Origin of the sequence: Faecalicatena contorta (assembly GCF_001404335.1) — a bacterium.
In the GTDB taxonomy this organism is placed as follows: Bacteria; Bacillota; Clostridia; order Lachnospirales; family Lachnospiraceae; genus Faecalicatena; species Faecalicatena contortus_B.
On sequence record NZ_CYZU01000008.1, the window covers coordinates 82,624 to 105,715 of the forward strand.

Sequence of the window (23,092 nt, forward strand, 5' to 3'; positions counted from 1 at the left end):
ATAAAAATGGACACGGCGATACCTCCCCGATACCGCCGTATCCTTAAAAAAGGGCGACTTTAATACACTACCCGCAATCCATTCTATAATAGGGAACAGCGGCTTTTGCGCAATATTAAATAAAAAAGCCGATAACACATAGGTTTTTTGACCTAATGCGTTATCGGCTCTGCGTCTATGCGTCTGGCACTTTTAATCATTTTTTTTTGAATTTATTATATGTGTTAGCTAACTGTCCACAAGCCGCGTTAATCTCTCTGCCATGAGAAACTCTCATAGTAACTTCAAGTCCTGCTTGCTCTAATTGATGTTTGAATGCAACTATTTCCCGTTTCTGTGGTGCTTTAATTCTTGAATTGCTTGTTGGGTTGTATTGTAACACGTTAATCATAACTTTTTTGCCCCGAAACCATTTTGCAAGTTGTCTTACATCTGAGGGCCGGTCATTTATACCCGGTAAAAGCAAATACGCAAAGACAATTTTGCGATTATGCCTTTCAGAATAGGATAAGGCTTGCTTAACAACATCTTCAATAGCATATATGCGCATGTGAGGAATAATACGATTTCTTGCAGATTGTGTTGCTGCGTGTAAAGATATTGTCAACTGAATTTTAAGATGTTCCTCGCGCAATTTTTTTAATTGATCGACCGGACCAACTGTTGATATGGTAATGCCGTCGGTTGGAAAGTTGAGCCCATATCTATCTCGGAGAATATGGATTGCTTTTATCAAGTTGTCATAATTGAATAAAGGCTCTCCCATACCCATAAAAACGATACGGTTTACTTTTCGACGCAACAATATAATCTGTTGTACGATTTCTGACGATGTTAGATTACGAACAAAGCCATTTCGCCCGGACTCACAAAAAATACAACCAACAGGACAACCGACTTGTGTGCTCACGCAAACAGTTCCACCATCTCGCCGCTTGATAAAAACCGTTTCAATGTATTTGTTGTCTTTCAGTTCGTAAACATACTTTTCAGTATCACTGCTTTTGCAAATATTTTTTACCAACATTGATAGATTTTTTTTGCGTGGTAATTGCTTATATAATTCTTCATATAAGGCTTTTGCTTCATTCTCGCCAATAACTTCCGACATTTCTTTGTAAGTAAATCCGTATGGATCATTCCGTACTTCCGCAGGCGTATATTTAGGTAAACGTTTCATTTTTATATCCTTTCTTCTAAATAATAAAAGTTTGTTTTTCTGTATTTTTGATTACAATCTCTAATTTTTCTACATCAATGATATGCGTCAATTTGCATTTAGGGCAGAAAAGAGGAAAATCTTTTAATACAGTATTATGAAATACTTGAACTCTCGTCTTTCCGTTACAAATCGGACATTTTATCCAATATTTTTTAAGCATTATATTTCACTCGTCCTTTTTACACAAAAAAATGCAGGTCAATCCTCAACATGAGCATTGACCTGCATTTATAATGCACAGAGCAGTACAACAAAACTAAGGCATAGCTTGCACTATGTCTATACTATATCTATACGTCGTTAGTTTTTTGTATAGCATCCGCAAAATAAGCATGACAAAAAAGCCCATGTTGAAAATGGGAAAATCCTTTTTTTCAATGCTTATCTAATACGCATGCTATGCAACATAAACGCCGCCTCCTTTTACATAAATTTTATTTTATCAGAAAATCAGTCTACTGTCAATACACAACAGGAAGTATTTAACCTAATGATATGAATTGTGTGGACATATCCAAAAAGAAAGGTGAACTGTAAAATGTAACAGGGTGAATGAAAATGGCAAAAAGACCCGTACCATTGTACGACTTTAAGGCTTTCGGGGCAGCTATAAAAGCCGCGAGAAATGAATACGGCGAGAGCCGCAAAAAGGTAAGCGACGAGTTATATATTTCCCCGCGCTACCTTGCGAATATCGAGAACAAGGGACAACAGCCGAGTTTACAGGTATTCTATGACCTTGTAACCCGGTATCATATTTCGGTAGATCAATTTTTCTTCCCGAACAGCAATGCGGAGAAATCCACCGGGCGGCGGCAGCTTGACGCGCTGCTGGACGGTATGAGCGATAAAGGCATACGGATTGTAACCGCAACAGCAAGGGAGATAACGGAAGTCGAAAAAGCAGAGGATTAACCTCACAATATGAGAAATCGGGAGATTGCAGCGCATGGCGGCTGCAATCTTTTTTTGCGTCCAAAATCAAAGGAACGCGCAACAAATACCGCCTTTCGGTGGGGGTATGGAGTAGATAGCAAGCACAGCAAACGAGTACCCGTTTGCGGAAAATGCTTGTTGGGATAATCCCAAACCCTTATACCGAAAGGCGGTGCGGAAATGGAAAACCGAAAGAGAAATATACAGATGAAGTTTTACGTTACGGAAGAAGAAAAGCGGCTGATCGACGAGAAGATGAAGCAGCTTCCCATAAAGCAGTATGGGGCATACTTCCGTAAAATGGCGATAGACGGGTATATTCTTGTCGTTGACCGAAGCGACACAAAAGCATATATCCGGGAACTGCAAGCGGTGAGCCGGAACATCAACCAAATTGCAAAACGCGCCAATGCGACGGGGACGGTTTACAGGCAGGATATAGAGGACATTAAAAAGGCGGTGGACGAGATATGGCGGTTACAAAGACGCACCCTATTAAATCAACCTTAAAGGCTGCGATAGACTATATCTTAAATCCCGAAAAGACAGACGGGAAGCTGCTTGCGTCCTCTTTCGGCTGCGGGCTGGAAACCGCCGATATTGAGTTTGCATGGACGCGGGAAGCTGCCGGAGATCGCGGCACACATTTAGGGCGGCACTTGATACAATCCTTTGCGGTGGGAGAAACCACACCGGAAGAAGCGCACAAAATCGGCATGGAACTTGCCGGGGCGGTATTAGGCGGCAAGTATGAGTTTGTTTTGACAACTCACGTCGATAAAGACCATCTGCATAATCACTTGATTTTCAACGCGGTTAGCTTCGTTGACTACAAAAAGTACCATTCCAACAAGCAAAGCTATCACTTTATCCGGCGCACCAGCGACAGGATATGTAAAGAGCATGGGCTATCCGTCGTCGTACCGGGACAGGACAAGGGAAAAAGCTATGCAGAATACACCGCCGAAAAGCAAGGGACAAGCTACAAAGCAAAGCTGAAAACGGCGATAGATACTCTCATTCCCCAAGTGAAAGATTTTGACGAACTGCTGCGCCGCTTGCAGGAAATGGGGTATGAAATCAAACAGGGCAAATACATTTCCTTTCGCGCTGCCGGACAGGAACGGTTTACCCGCACAAAGACGCTCGGCGCGGCCTATACGGAAGAAGCGATAAAGGAGCGTATCAAGGGCGTGTATGTTGCCAAAACAAAAACGCTGCGGGAAGATAAGAAAATCCGGCTTGTCGTCGATCTTGAAAACAGTATCAAAGCCCAACAGTCGGCGGGCTATGAACGGTGGGCAAAAATCCATAATCTGAAACAGGCTGCTAAAAGCATGAACTTCCTAACCGAAAACAAGATTGAGTATTATAGCGAACTTGAAAGCAAGATAGCCGATATTATGACCGCTCATGACGCGGCGGCAAAGGCGGTTAAGGAAGTGGAACAGCGTATGTCTGATTTGTCGCTGCTTATCAAGCACACCACCACATACCGACAGTTAAAACCGATTTACGATGAATACCGAAAATCGCCGGACAAGGAAAAGTATCTGCGGGGGCATGAAAGCGAAATTATCCTGTTTGAAGCTGCGGCAAGGGCATTAAAGGAAATGCAGATAAAGAAGCTGCCCGATCTCGCCGCGCTGCGCAAGGAGTATAGAAGCTTAAACGACAGGAAAACCAAATTGTATGAAGATTATCGGCAAGCCAAGAAGCAAATGCAGGAATACGGCGTTGTCAAAAAGAACGTCGATAGTATTCTTTACCCGTCCCAAAGCAGGGCGCGGGAGCAGGAGCGATAAGGCGCAAAACATGGGGTGGCAAGTGGAATGTTAAGGGCTGAAAACGCCTGTGTTTCTGCGGCTTCCAGCGCATGAAAACGACATAGACGATAAAGTATATTCAAACCCGCAAAAACGGCTTTCTAATTGTCCACGCAAGGACAAAAAAAGAACAGGGGCGCGGTGCCGGAAATCGGCAACCGCGCCCCTGTTCTCTATGGGCTATTCCTCGTCGGTCAAGATAAACTCCCTTTCGGAAAACTCGCTGTCCGTCATGGCTTGCAGCTTGTTCACCGCTGCGGCGGCAAGCTGGCGCATATCCTCGTCCATGTAGGGCATGGCGGCAAGGATATTTTCAAGCGTTGTTTCCCGGCTGTCCTCGGCGTAGATCGCAACAATGTTTTCTTCCTCAATGGTAAAGCGGGTATTCATGCTATCAAACCTCCAAATCCTTTTTATGCTCTTTCTGTTTATCTTTCGGCTGCTGCGCCGCCTGTTTCTTGTATTCGTCCAGCTTCTTCAAAATGGACGGTTTTTTCTGCGGCTGTTCCCGTTTCTCGGCTTTTACCGCTTTTGCAAGGTCGGTAACGGAAATCGCTTCCCCCGCCTTTGCCCGCTGCTCAAAATCTGCAACGGTGGGCGTTTGCGGCGTATTGTTGATAAGCCCGTCAAAATTGTTGTCGTTCTGCTCTATGGTGTCCTCGACGTGCTTTAAGGGATTATCCCGCTGCGGCTGCTCGGCGGCTATGGCATAAGCCTGTGTGCCATTCCCCATAATGAGATACTTCCCGTCCTCCGACGCATGGTGAAAACCAAATCCCGCCGCTTCGATCTGTTCACGGCTCATATCGGTAATATGAAAATTGCCCCTCGGCGTTCTAACGGTTTCACCCGTCAAAAGGCTGTCGGGGGTCGCTTCCGGCTGCTGCTTTTCAAGCTGCCCGTCCTTGTAGGAATATCCTTGCGCCGCGATTGCTTCAAGGGTCTTGCCCGTAACGTCGCCATAAATCCGCTTGTCTGCGTCAACCAGCATTTGCAAAGTGTCTTGTACGGTGTCGGACAAGGCTTGCTGCTGTTCGGGCGGCAGCTTGTCAAATACGGGGGTCTGCTGCTCCTGCAAAAACTCCGGCACTTGCTGAAAACCGATACTGTCTACATAGTGGGCGGTGTCCTCGTCGTTCTGATGAAGCACAACAATGTCGGAAACGGAAAGGCTATGCCCCTTAAAGTCGGCGGGGTGGTCGATATTAAACCTTTCCCAAATGTCGCCCAGCGTCATATCCTTTGTAAGCGGTGCAGTATAGACGAGTTCATAATTTACCCGGTCAATGGTAAGTCCAGCCGCTTGCAGACGGTCATAAGGCTCAAAGCGCAAGTCCCTTGTTTCGTCCCCGCGCTTTAACTGATAAATGGAAAAGGTATCGCCCTGCTCCTGCTCGGCTTGCCGCTGCTGCTGCAACTCGGTAAAATGCCCCTCAATCTCGGTAATGAGTTCCTTTGCGGTGGTCTGTATTGTTTCAAGGGACGCTTTTAACTCGGTCATTTCCTTGCCGCTGCTCCAACCAGCCACATAGCCGAAAGAGTAATCGGAAGTATCAAGGCCGAAATGCTGGCAAACCGTATAAGCGACGCTTTCCGCTTCTACCTCGCAGGTATGGCGGTCAACGCGGTTTTGCTGCTCCGGCGGGGCGTTTAAGTCTACGTCGTGCAGCTTCGCATGGGCGATTTCGTGAATGGCGGTCTTTACCGCCTGTAATTCACTCACGCCCTCTTTGATTGCAATACGCTTGTCGGTCAAACTGAAATACCCATTTGCGCCGTTTGTGATCTGCTCAAATGCAATCGGGACGGGGGACGCTTTTTCAAGGGCGGCGAAAAAATCCTCGTACTGCTCCACATCGGCAAGCAGCGGTTTAACGGAAAGGTCGGGAAACTCCTTGCCCTCGGTCTGCGAAATATCAAAGACGGTTATAACCTTAAAGGCGGGGACGGTGATTTCCTTTTCTTCCTTTACCACTTTTCCCTCGCGGTCAAGCATGGGCTTTCTCGTTTCGGGGTCGATTTTATCAACCAGCTTTTTCACCTTGTAGGGCGCGGGGGCAAAGATTTTAATGCCTTTCTCGCCTTTCTTTACATGGCGGTCAAACTCCTTTTCCCATTGACGGAAGCCCATTACCAAATTGCCGCCCTGCATAGCAATTAGGATAGTGTTATTCAAACTATAATCATGGAACTTTGACATAGCGGTTAGAAACTCTTTGTAGCGGTCGCTGTCAAAAATCGCCTGTACGCCCTGTTCCAAACGCGCGGTGATCTCCTTTACCTTTTCGGCGGGCTTTTCGGAAGTAAGGATAATGGGGACGACGGGGCGGGGCTGCTGCGGCTCTGCGGCCTGTGCGTCTGCTTGCTGCGTTTCGGCTGCGTCCATATAGGCTTTGTCCTGTTCGCCGCGCTCCGGCTGCGGGTAACTCATAATGCGGTATTCTTCCGGCACTTCGCGCCCCTCAAACTGCCGTTCCCACTCGTCGCCGCTTTCCACGATATAGCCGTACTCGGTAAACGCGCCTTTTTCCTGCGCGGCAGCGTTCCTGCCAAAAGTAGAAAGGTCAATGCCGCCTTTCCATTCTTCGGGCATTTGTACCATGCCGGATTGATTTAAGTAATAGTCGCCCAAATCGTGGTAGTTATGTACTTCGGGGATATGGACGTAAAAATCCACGTTGTAGGTGAAGTCAATTACCTGTCCAATATTTGCAAGCCCGTTTTTCTGCTGCAAAGCTGCGTTCAGCTTGCCAACCTCGGCGGGGTCAAGCTGTTCGAGCCGCGCCGCAAGAAAATTGAGTTCGTCCACGTCGGCGGCGCATACCATTTCATAAGGCAAGGCAATATGTTTCTCCGGGTCGTCGGAATAGCCGCGAATGGAAAAATCCTGCGGGTTGTCGGCGGTAATGCCGACGTTCCGCATAGCTTCGTGCAACTGCTCCTTTGTGGCGGGCATATCCAACCAATAGCCGCCGGGGTCGCCCGCGTCAAAGCGGCTGCGGTTGCCTATCATAATAGAAAACTGTTCGCTCATGTGTTCACGCTCCTTTTCCTGCCCGGTATTTTCGGGGATAGCTGCCGCCTGTTGCTGCTGCGGGGGTTCTTCGCCCTCTATGGTGTAGTCCGGCATGAGCATACCGTTTACTTTGAAATAGTCGGCGTACTCCTGCGGGATAGGCGGGGAGATTTCCGTAAACAAGCGGTCATACGCTTTGATACGCCCATTCAGATACTTTTCCATAGCTGCCTTGTCGGTGAAAACCTTTCTATCTTGTCCGGCAATCTTCGCTTGGGTTCTGCTTGGGCTGTTGGTGCGCACGCTCCATGTAAGCGTCCATGAATACGGGATAGATTTCTGCGCTTCTTTGTCGTAGCGGGTATTCTCGTAAATGTAGTAATTCATCTGATATACCCGATTGCTGCGAATATGGCGGTTATGCTCGGTGGTCTGCCACTCGTTAGCGGTGTGCTGGACGTGCGGCGTTCTCACATATTCAAGTGTTTTATCCAGCAAAAGCGTTCTTCCCGCCTGTTCTTCCCATGCGGCGGCGCGTTCTTTAAGGTCGTCAAAAATCGCCTGTTCTGCCGCCGCGCTTTCGCTGCGCATGGAAAGTAGCTGCGCAATCGGCAAGGAAGCATAAGGGGCAATCTCCCTGTCCTTTGCTTCAAAATATATCCGGCGTTCTATCCGCATGGTTTCGGCGGCTTCTAATTTGTCATGGTCGTATGAGGAATACGGCATATTCTTTCATCACGTCCTTTCTCGGTCATATAAGGGTTTGGGACTATCCCAACAAGCAAAATGCCCGCGCTCTCTATGGGAAGCGCGGGCATTTCTCGCAAACGGGTACTCGTTTGCTGTGCTTGCTATGTAGTTGTTTTTATCCGTAAACGCCTGTTTCTCTCGCTTTGGGCTTTCTGTCTGCGGCGTATCTTTGCCGCGCAATCGGGGCAGTATTTCGCCCGGTTGCTGCCCGCCGCAAACGTGCTGCCGCATACCGCGCAACGCTTCAAATCGGTTTCCCCGCTGCGGGTGATCTGTTCGCAAAGCTGCCTGTCGGCGGGTAATACCGCTTCGCGGAAATAGCGGCATAGCAGCGAATAGCTGATACTCTGCACACAAACGCAAGTTTCCCCGTCGTCCAGCAGCAGACAATTCCCGCAATCGTTGTTTGCACAAGCGGCGCGGGTCATTTTCTTTACGGCGCGGTATTGCTTTTCATCAAGCCTTATCATTTTCGGTTCTGCTCGACGCGGAAGTTTACATACTTGCCGCCTGTGTCGGCAAGCAGCACAACTCCGTCAAAGGTCTTTCCCGTCTTGGTCGAGTACATACCTTTGATTTTTACCTTTCCGTCTTTCAAAAGGGCGGCGGCAATCGCCTTTGTGAAAGCCTTTTTGCGCTGCTCAAAAAAGCGGTCATTCTTCCACATCACAAAGCTGCAAGCCCTGTCGGAGCAGTAAAAGTTTTTCTTGCCCTCGTAAACCGCCGCGCCGCAACGGGGGCAAGTGCCGATTGCTTCCCGCTGCGGGGTAAACAGCTTCGCTTTATCCTCGGAAATCGCGGAATAGGTCTTGACAAGCCCCGCTGTCATTTCCTCAATCCCGCGCATGAAGTCGGCGGGGCTGTCGCTGCCCTTTGCAATCCCGGTAAGGCGCGTTTCCCATTCTGCCGTAAGCTGCGGGGACGTAAGGCTGTCGGGCAGAATAGCGACAAGGTTATACCCGTCCTTTGTGGGGATTAGCTTTTTGCCCTTGCGCTCGGCAAAGCCCGCGCTAATGAGTTTTTCAATGATACCCGCCCGCGTCGCGGTGGTGCCTAACCCTTTGCGCTCCGCGTCCTCCGGCGTGTCCTCCTTTCCCGCACTCTCCATAGCCGAAAGTAACGTATCTTCGGTAAATGCCTTTGGGGGCTGCGTGTAACGTTCGGAGATCTCCGCTGCCGGATTGTCAAAGGTCTGCCCCTCGGCAAGCGGGGGTAAAACCGCTTCCGGCTCTGCGTCCTCGTCCTGTTCCCCGGACGCGGCGCGGGATAGTCTTTCAATCTCGCGCCAACCCTCGCAAAGCGTCGTCCTGCCCTTTGCGGTAAAGGTATAGCCGCCGCAAGTGAAAACCGCCGTAACCGCTTCATACTCATAGGGCGCGGCAACGGCGCAAAGCAGTTTTGCGCACACAAGGGTCATTAGCTTTTTCTCACTTTCGGCAAGGGAAGAAAAGCCCGTTTTCACAAACTCCGCTGTCGGCAAAATGGCGTGATGGTCGGTTACTTTGCTGTTGTCGCAAATCCTCGCAAGGTCGGCTTGCAGCTTCACGCCCTGCATAAAGGGGAGAGCAGCGCAAAGGCCGGTGATAAGTTCCTTTGTGCTGCCCTCCATATCGGAAGTGATATATTTGCTGTCGGTGCGGGGATAGGTCAAAAGCCGTTTTTCATAAAGGGCTTGCGCATAGTCAAGGGTCTGTTTCGCCGTAAACCCATACAAACGGTTTGCTTCCCGCTGCAAGGCGGTGAGGTCAAACAGTTTCGGCGGGGCTGCGGTCTTTTTCTCTTTTTTAAGGGAAGTACAAACGGCCTGCGATTTCTCGCAAGCCGCTTTCATCTGCCGCGCCGCCGCTTCGTCGTCCTGCCTTTCGGAAAGGGCGGCAACGCCGCCAACGTCCAGCCGGACGACATGATATTTCTCTTTCTTAAAGCTGCTGATTGCATAGTCGCGGTTTACCAGCATAGCAAGGGTGGGCGTTTGCACTCTGCCGACATTCAATGTTTTATGGTAGAGGATAGAGAAAAGGCGGGTCGCGTTAATGCCAATGAGCCAATCGGCCTTTGCTCTGCAAAGCGCGGATTGATAGAGGTTGTCATAGCCGCGCCCGTCTTTGAGATTTGAAAAGCCCTCGCGGATTGCACTTGCTTCCATGCTGCTAATCCAAAGGCGGGAAAAGGGCTTTTTGCAATTCGCCTGTTCATAGACAAAGCGGAAAATGAGTTCCCCCTCGCGCCCGCTGTCGCAAGCATTGATAATCTCGGTAACGTCGCTGCGGTGCATAAGGTCTTTGAGAATGGAAAACTGCTGCTCCTTGCCGCTGGCAACAATAAACTGCCACTCCTGCGGGACAATGGGAAGATCGTCGTACTTCCATTTACGGAATTGTTCATTGTAGGTCGCCGCGTCTGCAAGGCTAATCAAATGCCCGATACACCACGACACAAGGTAGCCGCCGCCCTCAAAATATCCGCTGCGCTTTTCATTCGCGCCCATAACGGCGGCAATCGCCGCCCCGACGCTCGGTTTTTCTGCAATTACAAGTTTCATAGATTATCGTCCTCCTGCTCGGTCTGTTCGGTTTCGACTACTTCCGTTTCCTCGTCGTCCTCGTCAAAATCAAGGTCGTCAAGGCTGCTGCTGCCTTTCGCCGCGTCCTTTTTGGGCTTCAAAATCTTAAAGTAGTAGAACGCGCCGCCGCCCGCTGCGGCAACAAGCAGCACGACAAGCAGAATACCCATGCCGCCGCCTTTTTCTTCTTCCGGCGGCTGCTCGGTTTCTTCCGGCTCCGGCTCGGCTTCCACACCCGCGCACTCGCTCATGTTGACGCTGCAAACCGGGCAAGCGGTGTTGACGCTTCCGGCAACGCATTTATCGGTGCAGCTACAAACGGGGGCTTCGGTCTGCCCGTCCTCCATAAGGGCGGTTAAATCCGCTTCGTCCACTTGGTTAAGGAAATGGACGGTATTTTCCCCGTCCTCGGCGCGGTCAATGATGATGTAAAAATAGTTGCCACTTTTGGTAACGACGGTGATAAACTGCTTGTCGCCGGACGCTTCACCCGTTATATCGTCCACAAGGGACATATTCCCGTCCGGGGTAAGGGGCTGCGGCTCATAGCCGCCCGTCGTTTCTTCCGGCTCGGTTTCCGGCGCGGGGGTTTCCTCGGTTACGGGGGTAGGCGTGTCGTCGCTTTCATCGCCACCGCCCGCATAAGCGGTAACAGAAAAGCCGCACATGATAACCAGTGCGGCAAGCAATACGGTAAACTTTCGGATTATCTTTTTATTCTTCATTGTCGTTGTCCTCCTGTTCGGCGGGGTAAGTGGCTTCCGGCTGCGGCAAGGTGATTTCGCCGCTGGCGTAAGCGGAGAGGAACGCGGCAAGCTGCGTCCCGTCAAGGTGTACCGCCTTTACCATTTGCACGATCTGCGCGTTTTCTTCCTCGACTTTCTGCGCTTCAAGGTCTTTCAGCTTCTTTTGCTGTTCAAGGATTTTTGCCCTCGTTTTCTCAATATCCCTTTCGATACGGTCAAGTTTCGTGTTCGCCATAGTCATTTACTCCTTTCCAAACTGTTCTTTCCATGAATAGCTGCGCCCCAATCCCTTAACGGTTTTAAGATAGGGCATAGCGTTTTCTTCCAAAGTCGCCGCCCGGTTAAATAGATCGGGATAGTGTTCTTTGAGATATAAAATCTCTTGTTTCTTCATGCTCGGACAAAAGAAACAGGACGATTTACCCGGCTGCGGCAATCCTGCCGCTTTGATTTCCCGGATACAATCGTCCCTGTTCCAGCCCCATTCTTCAATGAGGGGGTAGCGGTTATGATATTTTTTGTCGGCTTCGTTGTACTTGCGGGAATGTTCATACCGTTTCACTTCTCCCGCGTCATAGCCGATATAGCGGTTGACTTTCTCGCCGCGCTGCCATACTTCGCGGCAAGGCGCATAGTGGTTGCAAAACTTTTCCTGCGGTGCGATTTTGTGTTTCTGCGAACAACGCTTATGCCCGTAGGCAATCGACGGGAGCGTATGAGAGCGCAAGCACTCGGTTTCAAGAGATAGGCGGTTGCCGTAGCGGTCAACATACTGCACAACGGTAATCTGCGGCATACCGTGTTCCGCAAGCCATTGATTGATTATCTCGATAAATTGATAGGTATGCGGGTGTTCCGCGCCCGTATCGGCAAAGGTGATAAGGTCAATCGGGATTTTGTGCTTGTATAGGCCAATAAGTAAGGCGGCACTATTCGTGCCGCCGCCAAAAGATACAATATTCATTTTTCAACTCCTTTTAATTGTAATTTAACCGCCCGTAGGCGTAAAAGTGGGATTGCCAATAGCTGGTGTCCAGCTTTGAATACTGGATAGGGTCGCCACAATGCAGCATGACGGGGCTTCCGTCCCCGTCCTCGCCCACATAAATCCCCACATGGGAAACGCCGGGGGTGTCGTATGTACCCGTAAAGAACACCAAATCCCCCGGCTGCGGGTTAGAAACAGGGGTTGAGATGTTGTAAAGCCCTTGCGCCCCAAGTCTGCCCGTATTGTATAGGCCGCTGTTCGTCAACACATAACTCACAAAGCCGCTGCAATCAAAAGAGGTTTCCGGGGTGCTGCCGCCCCACACATAGGGAAAACCGACGTATTTATCTGCTTCCTCCATGAGCCGCGCAAACTTTTCATCGGAACCCAGCAGCGCGGCGGGTACTTCATAATCGGCGGGCGGGTTTTCATAGTATTTAGACACATAGCCGGATTGCGGGAAAAGGTCGGGTCTGTTTCCCAGCGACGACATATACATAGCGTACATGGATAGCTGTTCTTCGCCCATGATGTAAACGGGGACATGGGAGAGGTTGAAGTTTTCCAAATCCACATGAAGAATGTAATAGTTATAGGGGACTTCAACCGTATAGGGGTTGCCCTCGCTGTCCGTCCTTGTTTCGGTGCGGTAGCGTACCTGTACTTCTTCCTCGACCGTCAAGATATACTGTTTCTCAAAGAGCATTTCAAGGGTGCTTTGCACTTCATCGAGTGTAAACACGCCCTCATGCCACGCGGAAAGGATAGAAATTAGCACATAGGGGTCATGCTCGATCTCGTCCGCGTTTACCCGGTATTCGTCATAGCCGGGGTATTCGCTTTCGATATTGTCCAGCATATCTTGTAACTCGGCTTCCATAGCGGCATACGCGCTTTCCGCGCCCGTTATATCCGCGTCCTCGGAGAGATAGGACGACGCAATCAAGCCGCTGCCGCTGTTGCCGCCAAAGAGGGAGCAAGAGGACAGCCCGCCGAAAAGCAGCAGCACGATAAAGGCAATCCCGCCCACAATCAAGCAGCCTTTCCAATGCCGGACAACAAAGAACGTCGCCCGTTTGGTTTCCTGCGCGGTTTTCTTCGCCGCCTTTGCGGTGGCTTCAGCGGTTTTTTTCGCTTTGCCGCCCGCTTTCAGCGTTTTTGCATACTGCTTTTTAATGCGCTGCTTCTGCCAAAAACGGGAAATGGGGTTGGAGTGCGCAAGCGCGGGGTTATCGTGCAACGCCTTTTGATAGAGAAAATCTGCGTTTGCCTTTACCGCTTGTTTTTCCGCTGCCGCCGCTGCCCGGTAGGGTTTCAGCTTATGGCGGCGTATGCCGCCCTTAACTGCCCGCGCCGCCATGCCGCCCGCTTTCTCTCCGGCAAGTTCTACCCGGTGCCCGCTTTCCACACCGACGTTTTCTTTCTCTACCTCGTAGATTTTCCCATGTACGGTACTGTTTAACTCCTGTGCCGGACGGGATAAGGGGTTATGCCGCAACTTGCCGTTTGGGGGCTTATCCGTCTTTTCAAAGGAAAGGCGCGTCTTTGCCTTGCCTTTCGCTTCGTCAAAAACGCGCTCTTTCTTGATTTTGGTCTGCTTGGGGATAGCCGCCCGCGCTGCGTCTAAACAGTCTGCCGCCTTATCCGATTTCTTGATCGCTTTTTGAAGTTCCGGCGTTGCCCGTTCCGCTTCGGAAAACTGCAAGCGGGAAGAATGGGTTTTAGGCTGCGTCGCGTCAAGGGCTTTTTTCTCCGCGCCTTTTGCTGCGTGTCGCTCAATCTCTGCGCCGATATGCTGCACAACCTTTTCCGCTGCCACCCCTGCGGGGGCTGAATAGTTTTCTTCCTGCGGCCTTTCGCTGATACTGGACGTTTCGCCCGTCGTGAGGTTTTCCGCAACCGCACCGTCGCGGGTCATTTTTTGCGTTACCTTGTCGGGGGCTTTCAGTTCCTTGCTCAATCTTCATCACCTCCAATCCGCTGTTTTGCAAGTTCGCAATAGTCGGGGTTTAACTCAATGCCGATATAGCGGCGGTTAAGCCGTTTTGCTACCATGCCCGTCGTGCCGCTGCCGAAAAAGGGGTCAAGGACAATCCCGCCGATGGGACAGCCCGCCAAAATGCACGTTTCCGCAAGTTTCGGCGGGAACGCTGCGAAATGCCCGCCATGATAGCCGACATTGTTAATCTGCCAAACGTTGCGGCGGCTGCGGACGGGAGAAATCAACTCGTCGGCGTATGCGCCCTTTTCGCGGGGGCGGTTGATTTTCTGCGGTTGGTTTTGCCCCGGAACAGTAACGTTATACTTATTTCCTTTGCTAACTCCGCTTTTCAGCCGCCCCGCCGTTGTGGGGGCTATCGGCTCGGCTACTGCTTGCCAATCGTAATAATACTTCTTTGACTTGGTAAGCAGAAACACATATTCATAGCAGCGGGTCGGCCTGTCCCGCGTGCTTTCCGGCATGGGGTTTGTTTTGTGCCAAATGATAGAACTGCGCAAATACCAACCGTCGCCCCGCAAGGCGAGGGCTACAAGCCACGGAATACCAATTAAATCTTTGGGCTTGCAGCCGGGGGCGCGGTGGTTAAACGCCACTTGCTGCCCGTTCCTGCCTTTGGGGTATTTGGGGTCTTGGTGGTCGGCTTTGCTGCCTGTGCCGCAATAAGTGTCCGCGATATTCAGCCAACAAGTACCCTCCGGCGTAAGCACCCGCTTTACCTCATGGAATACCGCCGTAATACGGGAAACATATTCCTCCGGCGTTGCTTCCCGTCCGATCTGCCCGTCTGCGCCGTAGTCCCGCAAGGCATAGTAGGGTGGGGACGTTACGCAACAATCAACTGCATTTTCCGGCAAGGTTTGAAGCACCTGCAAGCTGTCGCCGCAATAGATTTTGTCCATTTCTATCCTCATGCCGACACCTCGCCGGGTTTGGTCGTCATTACACGATAGAGTTCCGTATCTTGCGGGAAACGGTCAATAAAGGGCAAAATCACGTTGCCATAGAAGATAAGCCCCTCGCCCGCGTCGGAATGGGTTACATAGGTCATTTGCTGCTGCGAAATGTTAAGCTGCTTTGCAAGGATTTCCCTGTCGCCCTGGGCTTGGTTGAGCATATACACAAAATCGCTGTTTTCAAAAATGTTCTCCACCTCGCGGGACGATAACAAATCTTTCACGTTTTGGGTGATACCTGTCGGAATACCGCCCCATTTTCTAAAACGCTTCCAAATCTCAACGCTGTACGCTGCGGTCTGTTCCTCTTTGAGCAGCAAATGAAACTCGTCGATATAGTACCGCGTCGCCTTGCCTTCGCTGCGGTTTATGGTAACTCTGTTCCAAACTTGATCTTGGACAATGAGCATACCGAGTTTTCGTAGCTGGGTGCCGAGTTCTTTAATATCAAAGCAGACAAGGCGGTTGTGAATGTCAACGTTTGTTTGGTGGTTAAACACGTTCAAACTGCCATTTACATAGAGTTCCAATGCCGACGCGATACGCTGCGCTTCCTTTTCCGGCTGCTTCTTGATTTCATTGTAGAGGTCGCCCAAAATCGGCATATTCTCCGGCTTCGGGTCTGCAAGGTAGCTGCGGTACACGCTGATAACGGCGCGGTCAATCAAAGTCTTTTCAACCGCTTCCAGCCCGTTTTTGCCGCCCATAATCAACTCGCAAAAGGAAAGGATAAAATCGCTCTTTAAGGCTATGGGCGTGTCGCCCTCGCTGTAATTGAGGTTTATATCCATCGGGTTAATGTACTGCGTGCTGTTCTGCGAAACCTTGATAACCTGCCCTTTCAGCCGTTCCACAAGGGGGTAATATTCCGCTTCCGGGTCGCAAATGATAATATCGTCTGCGGTAATGAGAAAAGCGTTGGTGATCTCGCGCTTTGCCGAAAAACTCTTGCCGCTGCCGGGTGTGCCGAGTATCAAGCCGTTAGGGTTCTTCAGCCTTTTCCTGTCGCACAAAATCATGTTATTCGATAATGCGTTTAAGCCGTAATACAACGCTTCGCCGCTTTGGAACAGCTCTTGTACCGTAAAGGGGACGAAAATGGCGGTGCTGGAAGTCGTCAAGCCCCGCTGGATTTGGATTAGGTTTTCGCCCAATGGGATAGAGGACATAAGCCCCTGTTCCTGCCGGTAGTCAAGGCGGGTGAGCATACAGTTGTATTTCTGTGCGATACTTGCGGCCTGAAATACGTCGTTGTCCAATTTCTGCTTTGTGTCTGCCACATTCAAAACTAACAGCGTAAGCAAAAACATTCGCTCGTTCCGGCTCTGCAAATCCCGCAAAAGGTTTTTCGCTTCGCCGCCGTAGGTGGCAAGGTCGGACGGAATTATATCCATATCGTAGCCGCTGCGGATTGCCTTTTTCTGTTCCTCGATTTTCATACGGTCAAGGTCGGTGATTTTCCGCTTGATCGTCTTGATCGCTTCGTTGTGGTCGATACTCTGAATGTGCAGATTGACGACAATCCCGTTTTCCGCTTCCATGAAGTCGGCAAGCATACGGTCTGAAAGTTCCGGCGCGGCAATCTGCAAAAAGGAAACCGCGCCAAACTTCCCGCCCATTTGAAACATTCGCCCGTCGCCAAAACGGAAAGAGGACGGGGCAATAAAGTCTTTGACGGAAAGGCCGCTTACGGGTAGCCATTCCCACGCAAAGTTGAAGCGTTCCCCGTCCGGGTGGAAAAGCCCATGCAGCACTTCAAGCCGCTGCTTCCCGTCCAATACCCGCGCCGCCGCGCCGATCACCTTAAAATGGTTGAGGGTGTCCGTTTCGATACGGGCAAGCCGCGCCCGCGCCGATTTAATATCTTTTGCTTCAATGGTAAAGGTGAGAAACTTTGTCTTGATAAGCCCGTTGTTGCCGCGTTCAAGCTGTGTTTGCAGCATTTCGGTGTATTCGGCTCTGATACTGTCAAAGTCGTCATTCTGTGGGGCAATCGTGATACTGCTCTTGAAATCCTCCTTGTTCGCATGGCGGCTGATTAAGGAAAGCTGCACACTGATAGAAGCGTCAAAAGAGTTATACATATCGCAAAGGGCTTCAAAAATGGCGGTCTTGTCGTCCGGCTGCGCAAGCTGATAGTTAATATCTTCAAACTCAATGCACTTGGAATACCGCCCGTTTGCAAGGCGGCAAATCCCGTCCTTATACATTCGTTCAAACGGTATGCTGTCCTGCGCCGTATGGGGCTTCCCGTCGCCCTTTGACTGCCGGATAAGCGCGTCGATCTGTTTCTTTTCCTGCCGCGTAAGTTTACGCTTTTTGTTTTGGGTCTTTCCCTTTTCCTTTGACAATCGCCCGTACCTCCTTATCTAATCGCTCCTGCCGCGCAAGGGCGGTATAAAAATTGTTGGTCTGATAAGGTCGCTCTTTGGGGCGAAGAAACTTCACTTCCACAAATTGCCGTATAATCACTTCCAGCGGTTGCCCGTTCTTCTCGTACATAGCGAGTAGGAACATGGGCAGCATGGCAAGCACCATGCACAAAGCCGCCGTTGTCGTTCCCGCGCTGTCCTTTGTCAAAAAGAATAGCGGTAGCCCGATAGCCACCGCCGCGCCGAAACAGAGTAATTGTCTTTTGGTAAGGTTGAACATTACCTTGCTCTTGATTTTGGTTAAATCCTTTGGGACGGTTACATACGCCATTTCAAACCTCCTTTCCGGCAAACCGTATGTCGCTTTTGATTTCATTTCCCCATACGTCCCAACCAGGGGTATGCTGCCTTGCAAACAGTTCAATACGCGGTAGGTCGCCCATAAGGGCAAGTATCTTTTCCCGCGTTATATCCGGCTTTTTGCTGTGCTGCTCAACAGGGGAAATAATAAATTGATGTACCTTGTTTGATTGTCGCTTCGGGTGTCCTTTGGTAGCAAGCAAGCAGATTTCCGCATTTCCTCGCGTCCAAAAGCCCAAGCCATAAAACCAAGTGGGCGATTTCCGATTTTGCTTTAACCATACAAAGGCAACGGATTTATAGGTAAATCCCCAAGCCTTGATTAACTGCAACGCTTCTTTAAGCTGCGGGAACGTCGCCCATAGGAATAAAATACAGTCCTTATCCGCAATTTCTTTGACGGGTAAAGCGCAAAGTTCCTCAATACTCATAGTGGGATAGTGCTTTTCCGCTGCGCCCTGTACCTTGCTTCTCGCGTATCTCCAAGGGGGATCGGCGTAAATGATTTTGTATTTCTTCATCTGCACCCCCTTAATGCGCGCTGAATACGGATTTTGCAAGGCTTCCCGTTTTGAAAAGCGTAAAACACAAGAGGACGGTATAGCCCATGCAAGACCAGATCGCGCCGGATATGTCATCGGTTGCTGCGATTGTCTGTATCAAAACCGCATAAATACCGACGCACACAAGAATTAGAAAAGCCTGAAAACCGAGGGCAAGCAAGGATTTTAAGTAGTTCTGTCCCATGCCGCCCCATTCACGATTTACCATTGTCGCAACGGGGATAGGGGCGATACTCGTTACAAGGTATATTTCAATCATGCGCCCGTACACCACCAGCATGATACAGATAGACAACGCTTTCATGGTAAGCCCCACAAAGAGTGATTGAAACCATAGCCCCAAAAGCCCGCCGACGCTCATAGCGTCCAGCTTTGCTTCTATATCGGTGATAACGGTTGCAATATCTATGCTTGTGTCGGATATGATAACGCCCGCGCTGTCGTTGACGACGCTCTGTGTAATGTCAAATACGCCCATGACGATGTTCCAAGTATTTGTTACCAGCAGCACCGCAACAAAGGTTTTGAAAATCCACTTGAAGAAAATCCAAGTGTCGAGATCGTGCAGATTGTTTTTCTCAATTACAAGCTGGATTAGTTCGTAGCACATGACAAAGGTAATGATAACGCCCGCAATCGGCACAATGACGTTTTCCGATAGGCTGCGTATCATATTGAATATGCCCGCGTTCCACCCGGCGGGGGTTGTGCCGACTTGCGTTGCGATTTCTCCAACCTCTGTATTTACGCTGTCGAACAGCCCGGAGAGATTAGAGAGTATTCCGTCTGTCAAAATGCCGCGAAACCAATCTTCAATCATCTGCCATATCAAAAGCTAATCCCTCCTTTCCCGCGCCCTCCCGCGTGAAGCGGGAGAGCGCGGCGGGTAGTGTTAGTTTGTGGCATTATCCAAACAGGCCGGAGAGCAGCGGGACAAGGGTAAGGCCGATAAGGGCAACGCCGCCGCCCGCCATCAACTGTTTCATGCCCTGCGACTTTGCTGATGTGTGATAAAGAAGTAGTAGAAGTGTAAAAAATTTTGCCGTTCCTATCCGGCGTTTGCGCATTGCGCCGGATAGGTCGGGCGGTCATTCGGGCAGGTCTACCTTGCCAACGAAAGAGTAATAAATATCAATGTCCTGTCTGCGTGTGCCGTTCTCGTCATAGCTGCACTCATGCACAACGATTTTCTCCACAAACTCACGCAAAAGGGTAGGGGTAAGTTCTTCAAAGCTGGTGTACTTGCGGACAACATTCATAAACTTTTCTGCGTTTACCGTGGCTTCCTGCGCTTTGGAAAGCTCTGCCCGGATAGCGGCGGCTCTCTCTTTCAGTTCTTTCTGCTCGGCTTCATAGTCTGCCGACAGCTCCGTGAAACGCTCGTCTGAAATGCGCCCGGTCACGCTGTCCTCATACAGCCGCTTGAAGATAGCGGATAACTCGCTGATACGCTTCTCGGCGGCTTCCAGCTCCTTTTTCCTTGCGGCGTTCCTGCGCTTGCCCCCGTCCTCGTTCTGCTCGATCAGCAGCTTCATAAACCGGGCTTCGTGCTTCGCTGCATAGCTGGTGACTTTCCGCAGATTGTCGGTCACTCCGGCGGTCAACAGGTCGGTGCGGATAAAGTGCGCCGTACAGTCACGGGTACGCTTCTTGTAGCTCCCGCAGATATAACAATCCTGCTTGCGGGTGGCGTTCTGGTAACGCTGCTGGTAAAGGACGCTGCCGCAGTCGGCACAAAAGAGTATGCCGGAGAATAAGCCCACTTCATCATAGCGGTTCGGGCGTTTGCGCTGCTTGCGTAACTCCTGCACACGCTCCCACATCTGGGTGTCAATGATAGGCTCATGGTGGTTCTCGAAAATCGCCTGTTTCTCAATGGGGTTCTCTACGCTGTGCTTGGTCTTGTAGGACGGCTTCTCCGTCTTGAAGTTTACCAGACAGCCCGTGTACTCCCTGTTTTCAAGGATATGTACCACGGTATTGGTCGCCCACTTGCACTCATAGCCGGGGTGGTAGCGGCGGGTGCTTCCCGTCCGACGGTATTCCAGCGTTCCCGGCGTGGGGATCTCCTGCTCTGTGAGCATACGGGCTATCTTGGTCGGCCCGTTCCCGGCAAGGCACAAGCTGTAAATCTGCCGCACAACAGGGGCGGCTTCCCCGTCAATGATAAAATTTTCGTCCTCGTCCATAAAGTAGCCGTATACGGGTTTGCTCGTGACGGGCTTCCCGCTCATACCCTTAGACCGTTTTACTGCTTTGATTTTCTTGCTCGTATCTCTCACCAGCCATTCGTTAAAAATGTTCCGCAGAGGGGCAAAATCATTGTCGCCCTGTGCGCTGTCCACTCCGTCATTGATAGCGATAAAGCGGACGCCTTTCTGTGGGAAAATCATTTCCGTATACATTCCCACTTGCAGATAGTTTCGCCCTAACCGTGACATATCCTTGACGATAACGGTGCCGACTTTTCCGGCTTCAATGTCCGCAAGCATGGCTTGAAAACCGGGTCTTTGGAAGTTCGCCCCAGAATAACCGTCATCTGTGTACCATTGCAGATTGGAAAAGCCGTTCTGCTTCGCATAGGTTTCAAGAATACGCTTCTGGTTTGAAATAGAATTGCTCTCACCTTGCAGCTCGTCCTCGTGGGATAATCTCGGATAAAGGGCGGTAATAAGGTTTCGGGTGGTCTGTCTTAACATAGTGTCCTCCATTTCCGACAGCCAGCCCCACTATTCCGTATGACTATCATACCACACGCCGGGGCTGGCTGTACAGTCCTTTCTGCTTCTTTACGTCCCGTCAAATTGCCGATTTTTGTGTAGCAGCTTCCGCTTCCAGCACTTTCAGCATTTTATCGGCGGCGGTGGCGGTGGTGTCCTGCTTGAAATAGCCGGAAACGACAAGGACAGAATTACCTATGCGGATTTCCGTCACGCAATCCGGGCGGCGGGTGCTGCGGTCATTCTTTGGGGTGTTGGTCATAGGCGGCTCTCCTTTCTGTTCATCAGCTTTTTCAGTTGTCCCATTTTCTCCTGCGCCGTGGCTTTTCGGAAGTTGCTCCCGGTAAAGCGGACAGGAGAACACATTTCAATCAGACGGTCATAAATGCGGGCGTGGGCGGTGTCCTCCGGGTGCTGCAAGTCCTCCAGCGTGAGATTAGTCGTGACGATCAGCGGCCTGCCGCTGCGGTAACGGCTGTCAATCACGTTGTAGACCTGCTCTAAGCCGTATTCCGTTCCCCGTTCCATTCCAAAATCGTCAAGGATAAGCAGCGGGAAGCTGCAAAGTCGGGAGATATATTCATTCCTGCCCTCAAAGCTGGCGGCAAGGTCACCCAATATCAATGCAAAGTTTGTCATGCACACGGGGATTTCACGCTCCATAAGGGCATTTGCGATACAGCCCGCAAAATAGCTCTTGCCTGTGCCAACGCCGCCCCATAGCAGATAGCCAATGTTGCGCTCTTTCATGGTTTCCCAGTTCTCCACATAGAAATGGGCGTGTTCCATTTGCGGGCACTTGCCGTTGTCGTTCTCAAACGTCCAGCCCTGCATAGCCGGGTCTGTAAAGCCCCGCCGCTTCAACCGCTCGACAGTTTCAAGGTGACTGCGCTGTTTCTCTGCGGCTTCCCGTTCCTCACGCTCTGCCCGCTGGCAGTCACATTCTGCCGGGTGGCGGTCACGCCCCAGCCATGCGGCGGTTTCTTTGGGGAAATAGCCCTCTTTGGGCTTGTGGCACTTCCCGCAGTATAAAAGCCCGTCCTCGCCGGTGTAGTCCTCCGGCTCCGGCGTGGTGTCGGTCATATTCAAAATCATTTCATCAAATCCATTCGTCATAAGCTCTCGCCCTCCTTACAGGTATAATCGGGTATGCCCTTTTTCGGGGCTTTCTTGGCTGCGTCCTCCTGCGCCCACTTGAAAATCGTGGCTGCATGGCTCTTGTATTTCCTCCCGCTGGAAGCGATATGGCAGGATAGGCGGTCAATGTAATACTCCCACTTGCCGGGAAGCTCTGTTTTCAGCCCGTCAAGCTCCGTATCGGAAAGAATGACATTGTGGTATCTGCCATAGGCGGCGGGGGCGGGGTGTCCCGTTTCTAACTCTCTCTCTTTTTCTATTTCTATATCTATCTCTTTCTCTATCTCTATCTCTGGTGGACAAATGTCCGCTCGATATGGTGGACATTTGTCCGCCCCTGTCTGCGGCAGGGCTTTTTGTTCCTGCAAAGCCAGCCGCGCCCTGCGCTTGCGCTCCCCCTCGGTAGAGGACTGGCCGATTAAAAGCTCAATGTTGCTCATGTAGAGTGCGCCGCTTGGCAAAGGCTCCACAAGCCCCAGCTTCATAAAGATTTTCAAAGCTCTCTCTACGGTACCTACCTGCTGGCGGGTAATGGTCGCAATCATCTGGGCGGTGTAGGGGATATTCTCGTCAAGCTGCAATTTCCCGCCGTTTTTCAGCGATTTCAAGTACAGCTTCAAGAGAATGTTGGAATAGATAACGCCGTCCTGCATACTTTCCAGCAGAACGATTGCATCATCGTCAAAATAGCTCTCTTTCAGCTTGAGGTAGTAATATTTGCGGTTATCTGCCATAGGCTGCGTCCTCCTTTTTCCAGCGTTTGGAATAATAGCGAGGGCATAGTATGATAACCGCCCGGAAGCTCTGTTTGCAGTCACGGGTGCAGCCCCGGCATAGGTCGTTGTAAGTGATACGGTTGCGGTGGTTGAGGAAGAAAGACCATTCCAGCCGCCGCTTCTTGCTCATTCTCGGCAATGGTAAGCTCCTTTCTGCCGTTC

General features: G+C 50.6%; 24 protein-coding genes. 3 read left to right on the forward strand and 21 right to left on the reverse strand.

The features are described from left to right. Positions 1-196: 196 nt before the first annotated feature. Together rlmN and ARB69_RS05940 are read right to left on the reverse strand one after the other, a co-directional pair. The gene (gene rlmN / locus ARB69_RS05935; protein ID WP_002584956.1) at positions 197-1,180 is read right to left on the reverse strand and encodes a 23S rRNA (adenine(2503)-C(2))-methyltransferase RlmN; all 984 of its coding nucleotides are present in this window, start codon (positions 1,178-1,180) and stop codon (positions 197-199) included. A gap of 16 nt (positions 1,181-1,196) precedes the next feature. Beyond that, positions 1,197-1,382: a cysteine-rich KTR domain-containing protein gene (locus ARB69_RS05940; RefSeq protein WP_003431289.1), complete on the reverse strand. Its 186-nt coding sequence runs from the start codon at positions 1,380-1,382 to the stop codon at positions 1,197-1,199. Positions 1,383-1,780: 398 nt separating this feature from the next. Here ARB69_RS05940 and ARB69_RS05945 point away from each other — a divergent pair, with 398 nt between their 5' ends. The 3 genes from ARB69_RS05945 to ARB69_RS05955 all read left to right on the forward strand — a co-directional run bounded on the left by ARB69_RS05945 (position 1,781) and on the right by ARB69_RS05955 (position 3,963). Further along, on the forward strand, positions 1,781-2,137 hold the full coding sequence (locus ARB69_RS05945; protein WP_002584957.1) for a helix-turn-helix transcriptional regulator: 357 nt from the start codon (positions 1,781-1,783) through the stop codon (positions 2,135-2,137). A gap of 201 nt (positions 2,138-2,338) precedes the next feature. Next, positions 2,339-2,668 carry a plasmid mobilization protein gene (locus ARB69_RS05950; protein WP_002584958.1) on the forward strand — a complete coding sequence of 110 codons (330 nt, stop codon included), beginning with the start codon at positions 2,339-2,341 and terminating at the stop codon, positions 2,666-2,668. Continuing rightward, on the forward strand, positions 2,629-3,963 hold the full coding sequence (locus ARB69_RS05955) for a relaxase/mobilization nuclease domain-containing protein (RefSeq protein WP_002584959.1): 1,335 nt from the start codon (positions 2,629-2,631) through the stop codon (positions 3,961-3,963). The genes ARB69_RS05950 and ARB69_RS05955 overlap by 40 nt, the downstream gene beginning before the upstream one ends. A gap of 201 nt (positions 3,964-4,164) precedes the next feature. On the opposite strand, the gene ARB69_RS05960 is transcribed toward ARB69_RS05955, so the two are convergent. The 19 genes from ARB69_RS05960 to ARB69_RS27350 all read right to left on the reverse strand — a co-directional run bounded on the left by ARB69_RS05960 (position 4,165) and on the right by ARB69_RS27350 (position 23,069). After that, positions 4,165-4,374 (reverse strand): transposon-transfer assisting family protein, encoded by a 210-nt coding sequence (locus tag ARB69_RS05960; RefSeq protein WP_002584960.1) that lies wholly within the window; start codon positions 4,372-4,374, stop codon positions 4,165-4,167. A 4-nt stretch (positions 4,375-4,378) separates the two neighbouring features. Next, on the reverse strand, positions 4,379-7,726 hold the full coding sequence (locus ARB69_RS05965; RefSeq protein ID WP_002584961.1) for a YodL domain-containing protein: 3,348 nt from the start codon (positions 7,724-7,726) through the stop codon (positions 4,379-4,381). Positions 7,727-7,851: 125 nt separating this feature from the next. Then, positions 7,852-8,220, reverse strand: coding sequence for a cysteine-rich VLP domain-containing protein (locus ARB69_RS05970; RefSeq protein ID WP_002584962.1), 369 nt, complete (start codon positions 8,218-8,220; stop codon positions 7,852-7,854). After that, positions 8,217-10,292: a type IA DNA topoisomerase gene (locus ARB69_RS05975; RefSeq protein WP_002584963.1), complete on the reverse strand. Its 2,076-nt coding sequence runs from the start codon at positions 10,290-10,292 to the stop codon at positions 8,217-8,219. Before ARB69_RS05975 ends, ARB69_RS05970 begins: the two co-directional genes overlap by 4 nt. After that, on the reverse strand, positions 10,289-11,038 hold the full coding sequence (locus tag ARB69_RS05980; protein WP_002584964.1) for a DUF4366 domain-containing protein: 750 nt from the start codon (positions 11,036-11,038) through the stop codon (positions 10,289-10,291). The genes ARB69_RS05975 and ARB69_RS05980 overlap by 4 nt, the downstream gene beginning before the upstream one ends. Continuing rightward, entirely contained in the window at positions 11,028-11,294 is a 267-nt protein-coding gene (locus ARB69_RS05985; RefSeq protein ID WP_002584965.1) for a DUF4315 family protein, read from the reverse strand. The genes ARB69_RS05980 and ARB69_RS05985 overlap by 11 nt, the downstream gene beginning before the upstream one ends. 6 nt (positions 11,295-11,300) lie before the next feature. After that, on the reverse strand, positions 11,301-12,023 hold the full coding sequence (locus ARB69_RS05990; RefSeq protein WP_002604475.1) for a phosphoadenosine phosphosulfate reductase family protein: 723 nt from the start codon (positions 12,021-12,023) through the stop codon (positions 11,301-11,303). A 13-nt stretch (positions 12,024-12,036) separates the two neighbouring features. Continuing rightward, positions 12,037-14,007, reverse strand: a complete 1,971-nt coding sequence (locus ARB69_RS05995; protein ID WP_002604476.1) for a C40 family peptidase — start codon at positions 14,005-14,007, stop codon at positions 12,037-12,039. Further along, the gene (locus ARB69_RS06000) at positions 14,004-14,960 is read right to left on the reverse strand and encodes a DNA-methyltransferase (RefSeq protein ID WP_002604477.1); all 957 of its coding nucleotides are present in this window, start codon (positions 14,958-14,960) and stop codon (positions 14,004-14,006) included. The genes ARB69_RS05995 and ARB69_RS06000 overlap by 4 nt, the downstream gene beginning before the upstream one ends. Then, positions 14,957-17,353: a VirB4-like conjugal transfer ATPase, CD1110 family gene (locus ARB69_RS06005; RefSeq protein ID WP_002604478.1), complete on the reverse strand. Its 2,397-nt coding sequence runs from the start codon at positions 17,351-17,353 to the stop codon at positions 14,957-14,959. The genes ARB69_RS06000 and ARB69_RS06005 overlap by 4 nt, the downstream gene beginning before the upstream one ends. Beyond that, positions 17,313-17,705 carry a PrgI family protein gene (locus ARB69_RS06010; RefSeq protein ID WP_002604479.1) on the reverse strand — a complete coding sequence of 131 codons (393 nt, stop codon included), beginning with the start codon at positions 17,703-17,705 and terminating at the stop codon, positions 17,313-17,315. Before ARB69_RS06010 ends, ARB69_RS06005 begins: the two co-directional genes overlap by 41 nt. 1 nt (position 17,706) lies before the next feature. Next, complete coding sequence (locus tag ARB69_RS06015) at positions 17,707-18,255, reverse strand: MT-A70 family methyltransferase (RefSeq protein ID WP_002604480.1); 549 nt, start codon at positions 18,253-18,255, stop codon at positions 17,707-17,709. A 10-nt stretch (positions 18,256-18,265) separates the two neighbouring features. Continuing rightward, complete coding sequence (locus tag ARB69_RS06020) at positions 18,266-19,117, reverse strand: VirB6/TrbL-like conjugal transfer protein, CD1112 family (RefSeq protein ID WP_003502113.1); 852 nt, start codon at positions 19,115-19,117, stop codon at positions 18,266-18,268. 85 nt (positions 19,118-19,202) lie between these two features. Continuing rightward, the gene (locus ARB69_RS28430) at positions 19,203-19,364 is read right to left on the reverse strand and encodes a Maff2 family mobile element protein (protein WP_083487031.1); all 162 of its coding nucleotides are present in this window, start codon (positions 19,362-19,364) and stop codon (positions 19,203-19,205) included. A gap of 21 nt (positions 19,365-19,385) precedes the next feature. Then, entirely contained in the window at positions 19,386-20,996 is a 1,611-nt protein-coding gene (locus ARB69_RS06025) for a recombinase family protein (RefSeq protein ID WP_002605633.1), read from the reverse strand. Between the two features lie 100 nt (positions 20,997-21,096). Then, a complete protein-coding gene (locus ARB69_RS06030; protein ID WP_002605634.1) occupies positions 21,097-21,279 on the reverse strand; it encodes a transposon-encoded TnpW family protein in 183 nt (60 codons plus the stop codon). Beyond that, positions 21,276-22,133, reverse strand: a complete 858-nt coding sequence (locus ARB69_RS06035; protein WP_002605635.1) for an ATP-binding protein — start codon at positions 22,131-22,133, stop codon at positions 21,276-21,278. The genes ARB69_RS06030 and ARB69_RS06035 overlap by 4 nt, the downstream gene beginning before the upstream one ends. Continuing rightward, entirely contained in the window at positions 22,130-22,888 is a 759-nt protein-coding gene (locus tag ARB69_RS06040) for a phage replisome organizer N-terminal domain-containing protein (RefSeq protein WP_002605636.1), read from the reverse strand. Before ARB69_RS06040 ends, ARB69_RS06035 begins: the two co-directional genes overlap by 4 nt. Beyond that, entirely contained in the window at positions 22,878-23,069 is a 192-nt protein-coding gene (locus ARB69_RS27350) for a hypothetical protein (RefSeq protein WP_006058351.1), read from the reverse strand. Before ARB69_RS27350 ends, ARB69_RS06040 begins: the two co-directional genes overlap by 11 nt. Between the last annotated feature and the right edge of the window lie 23 nt (positions 23,070-23,092).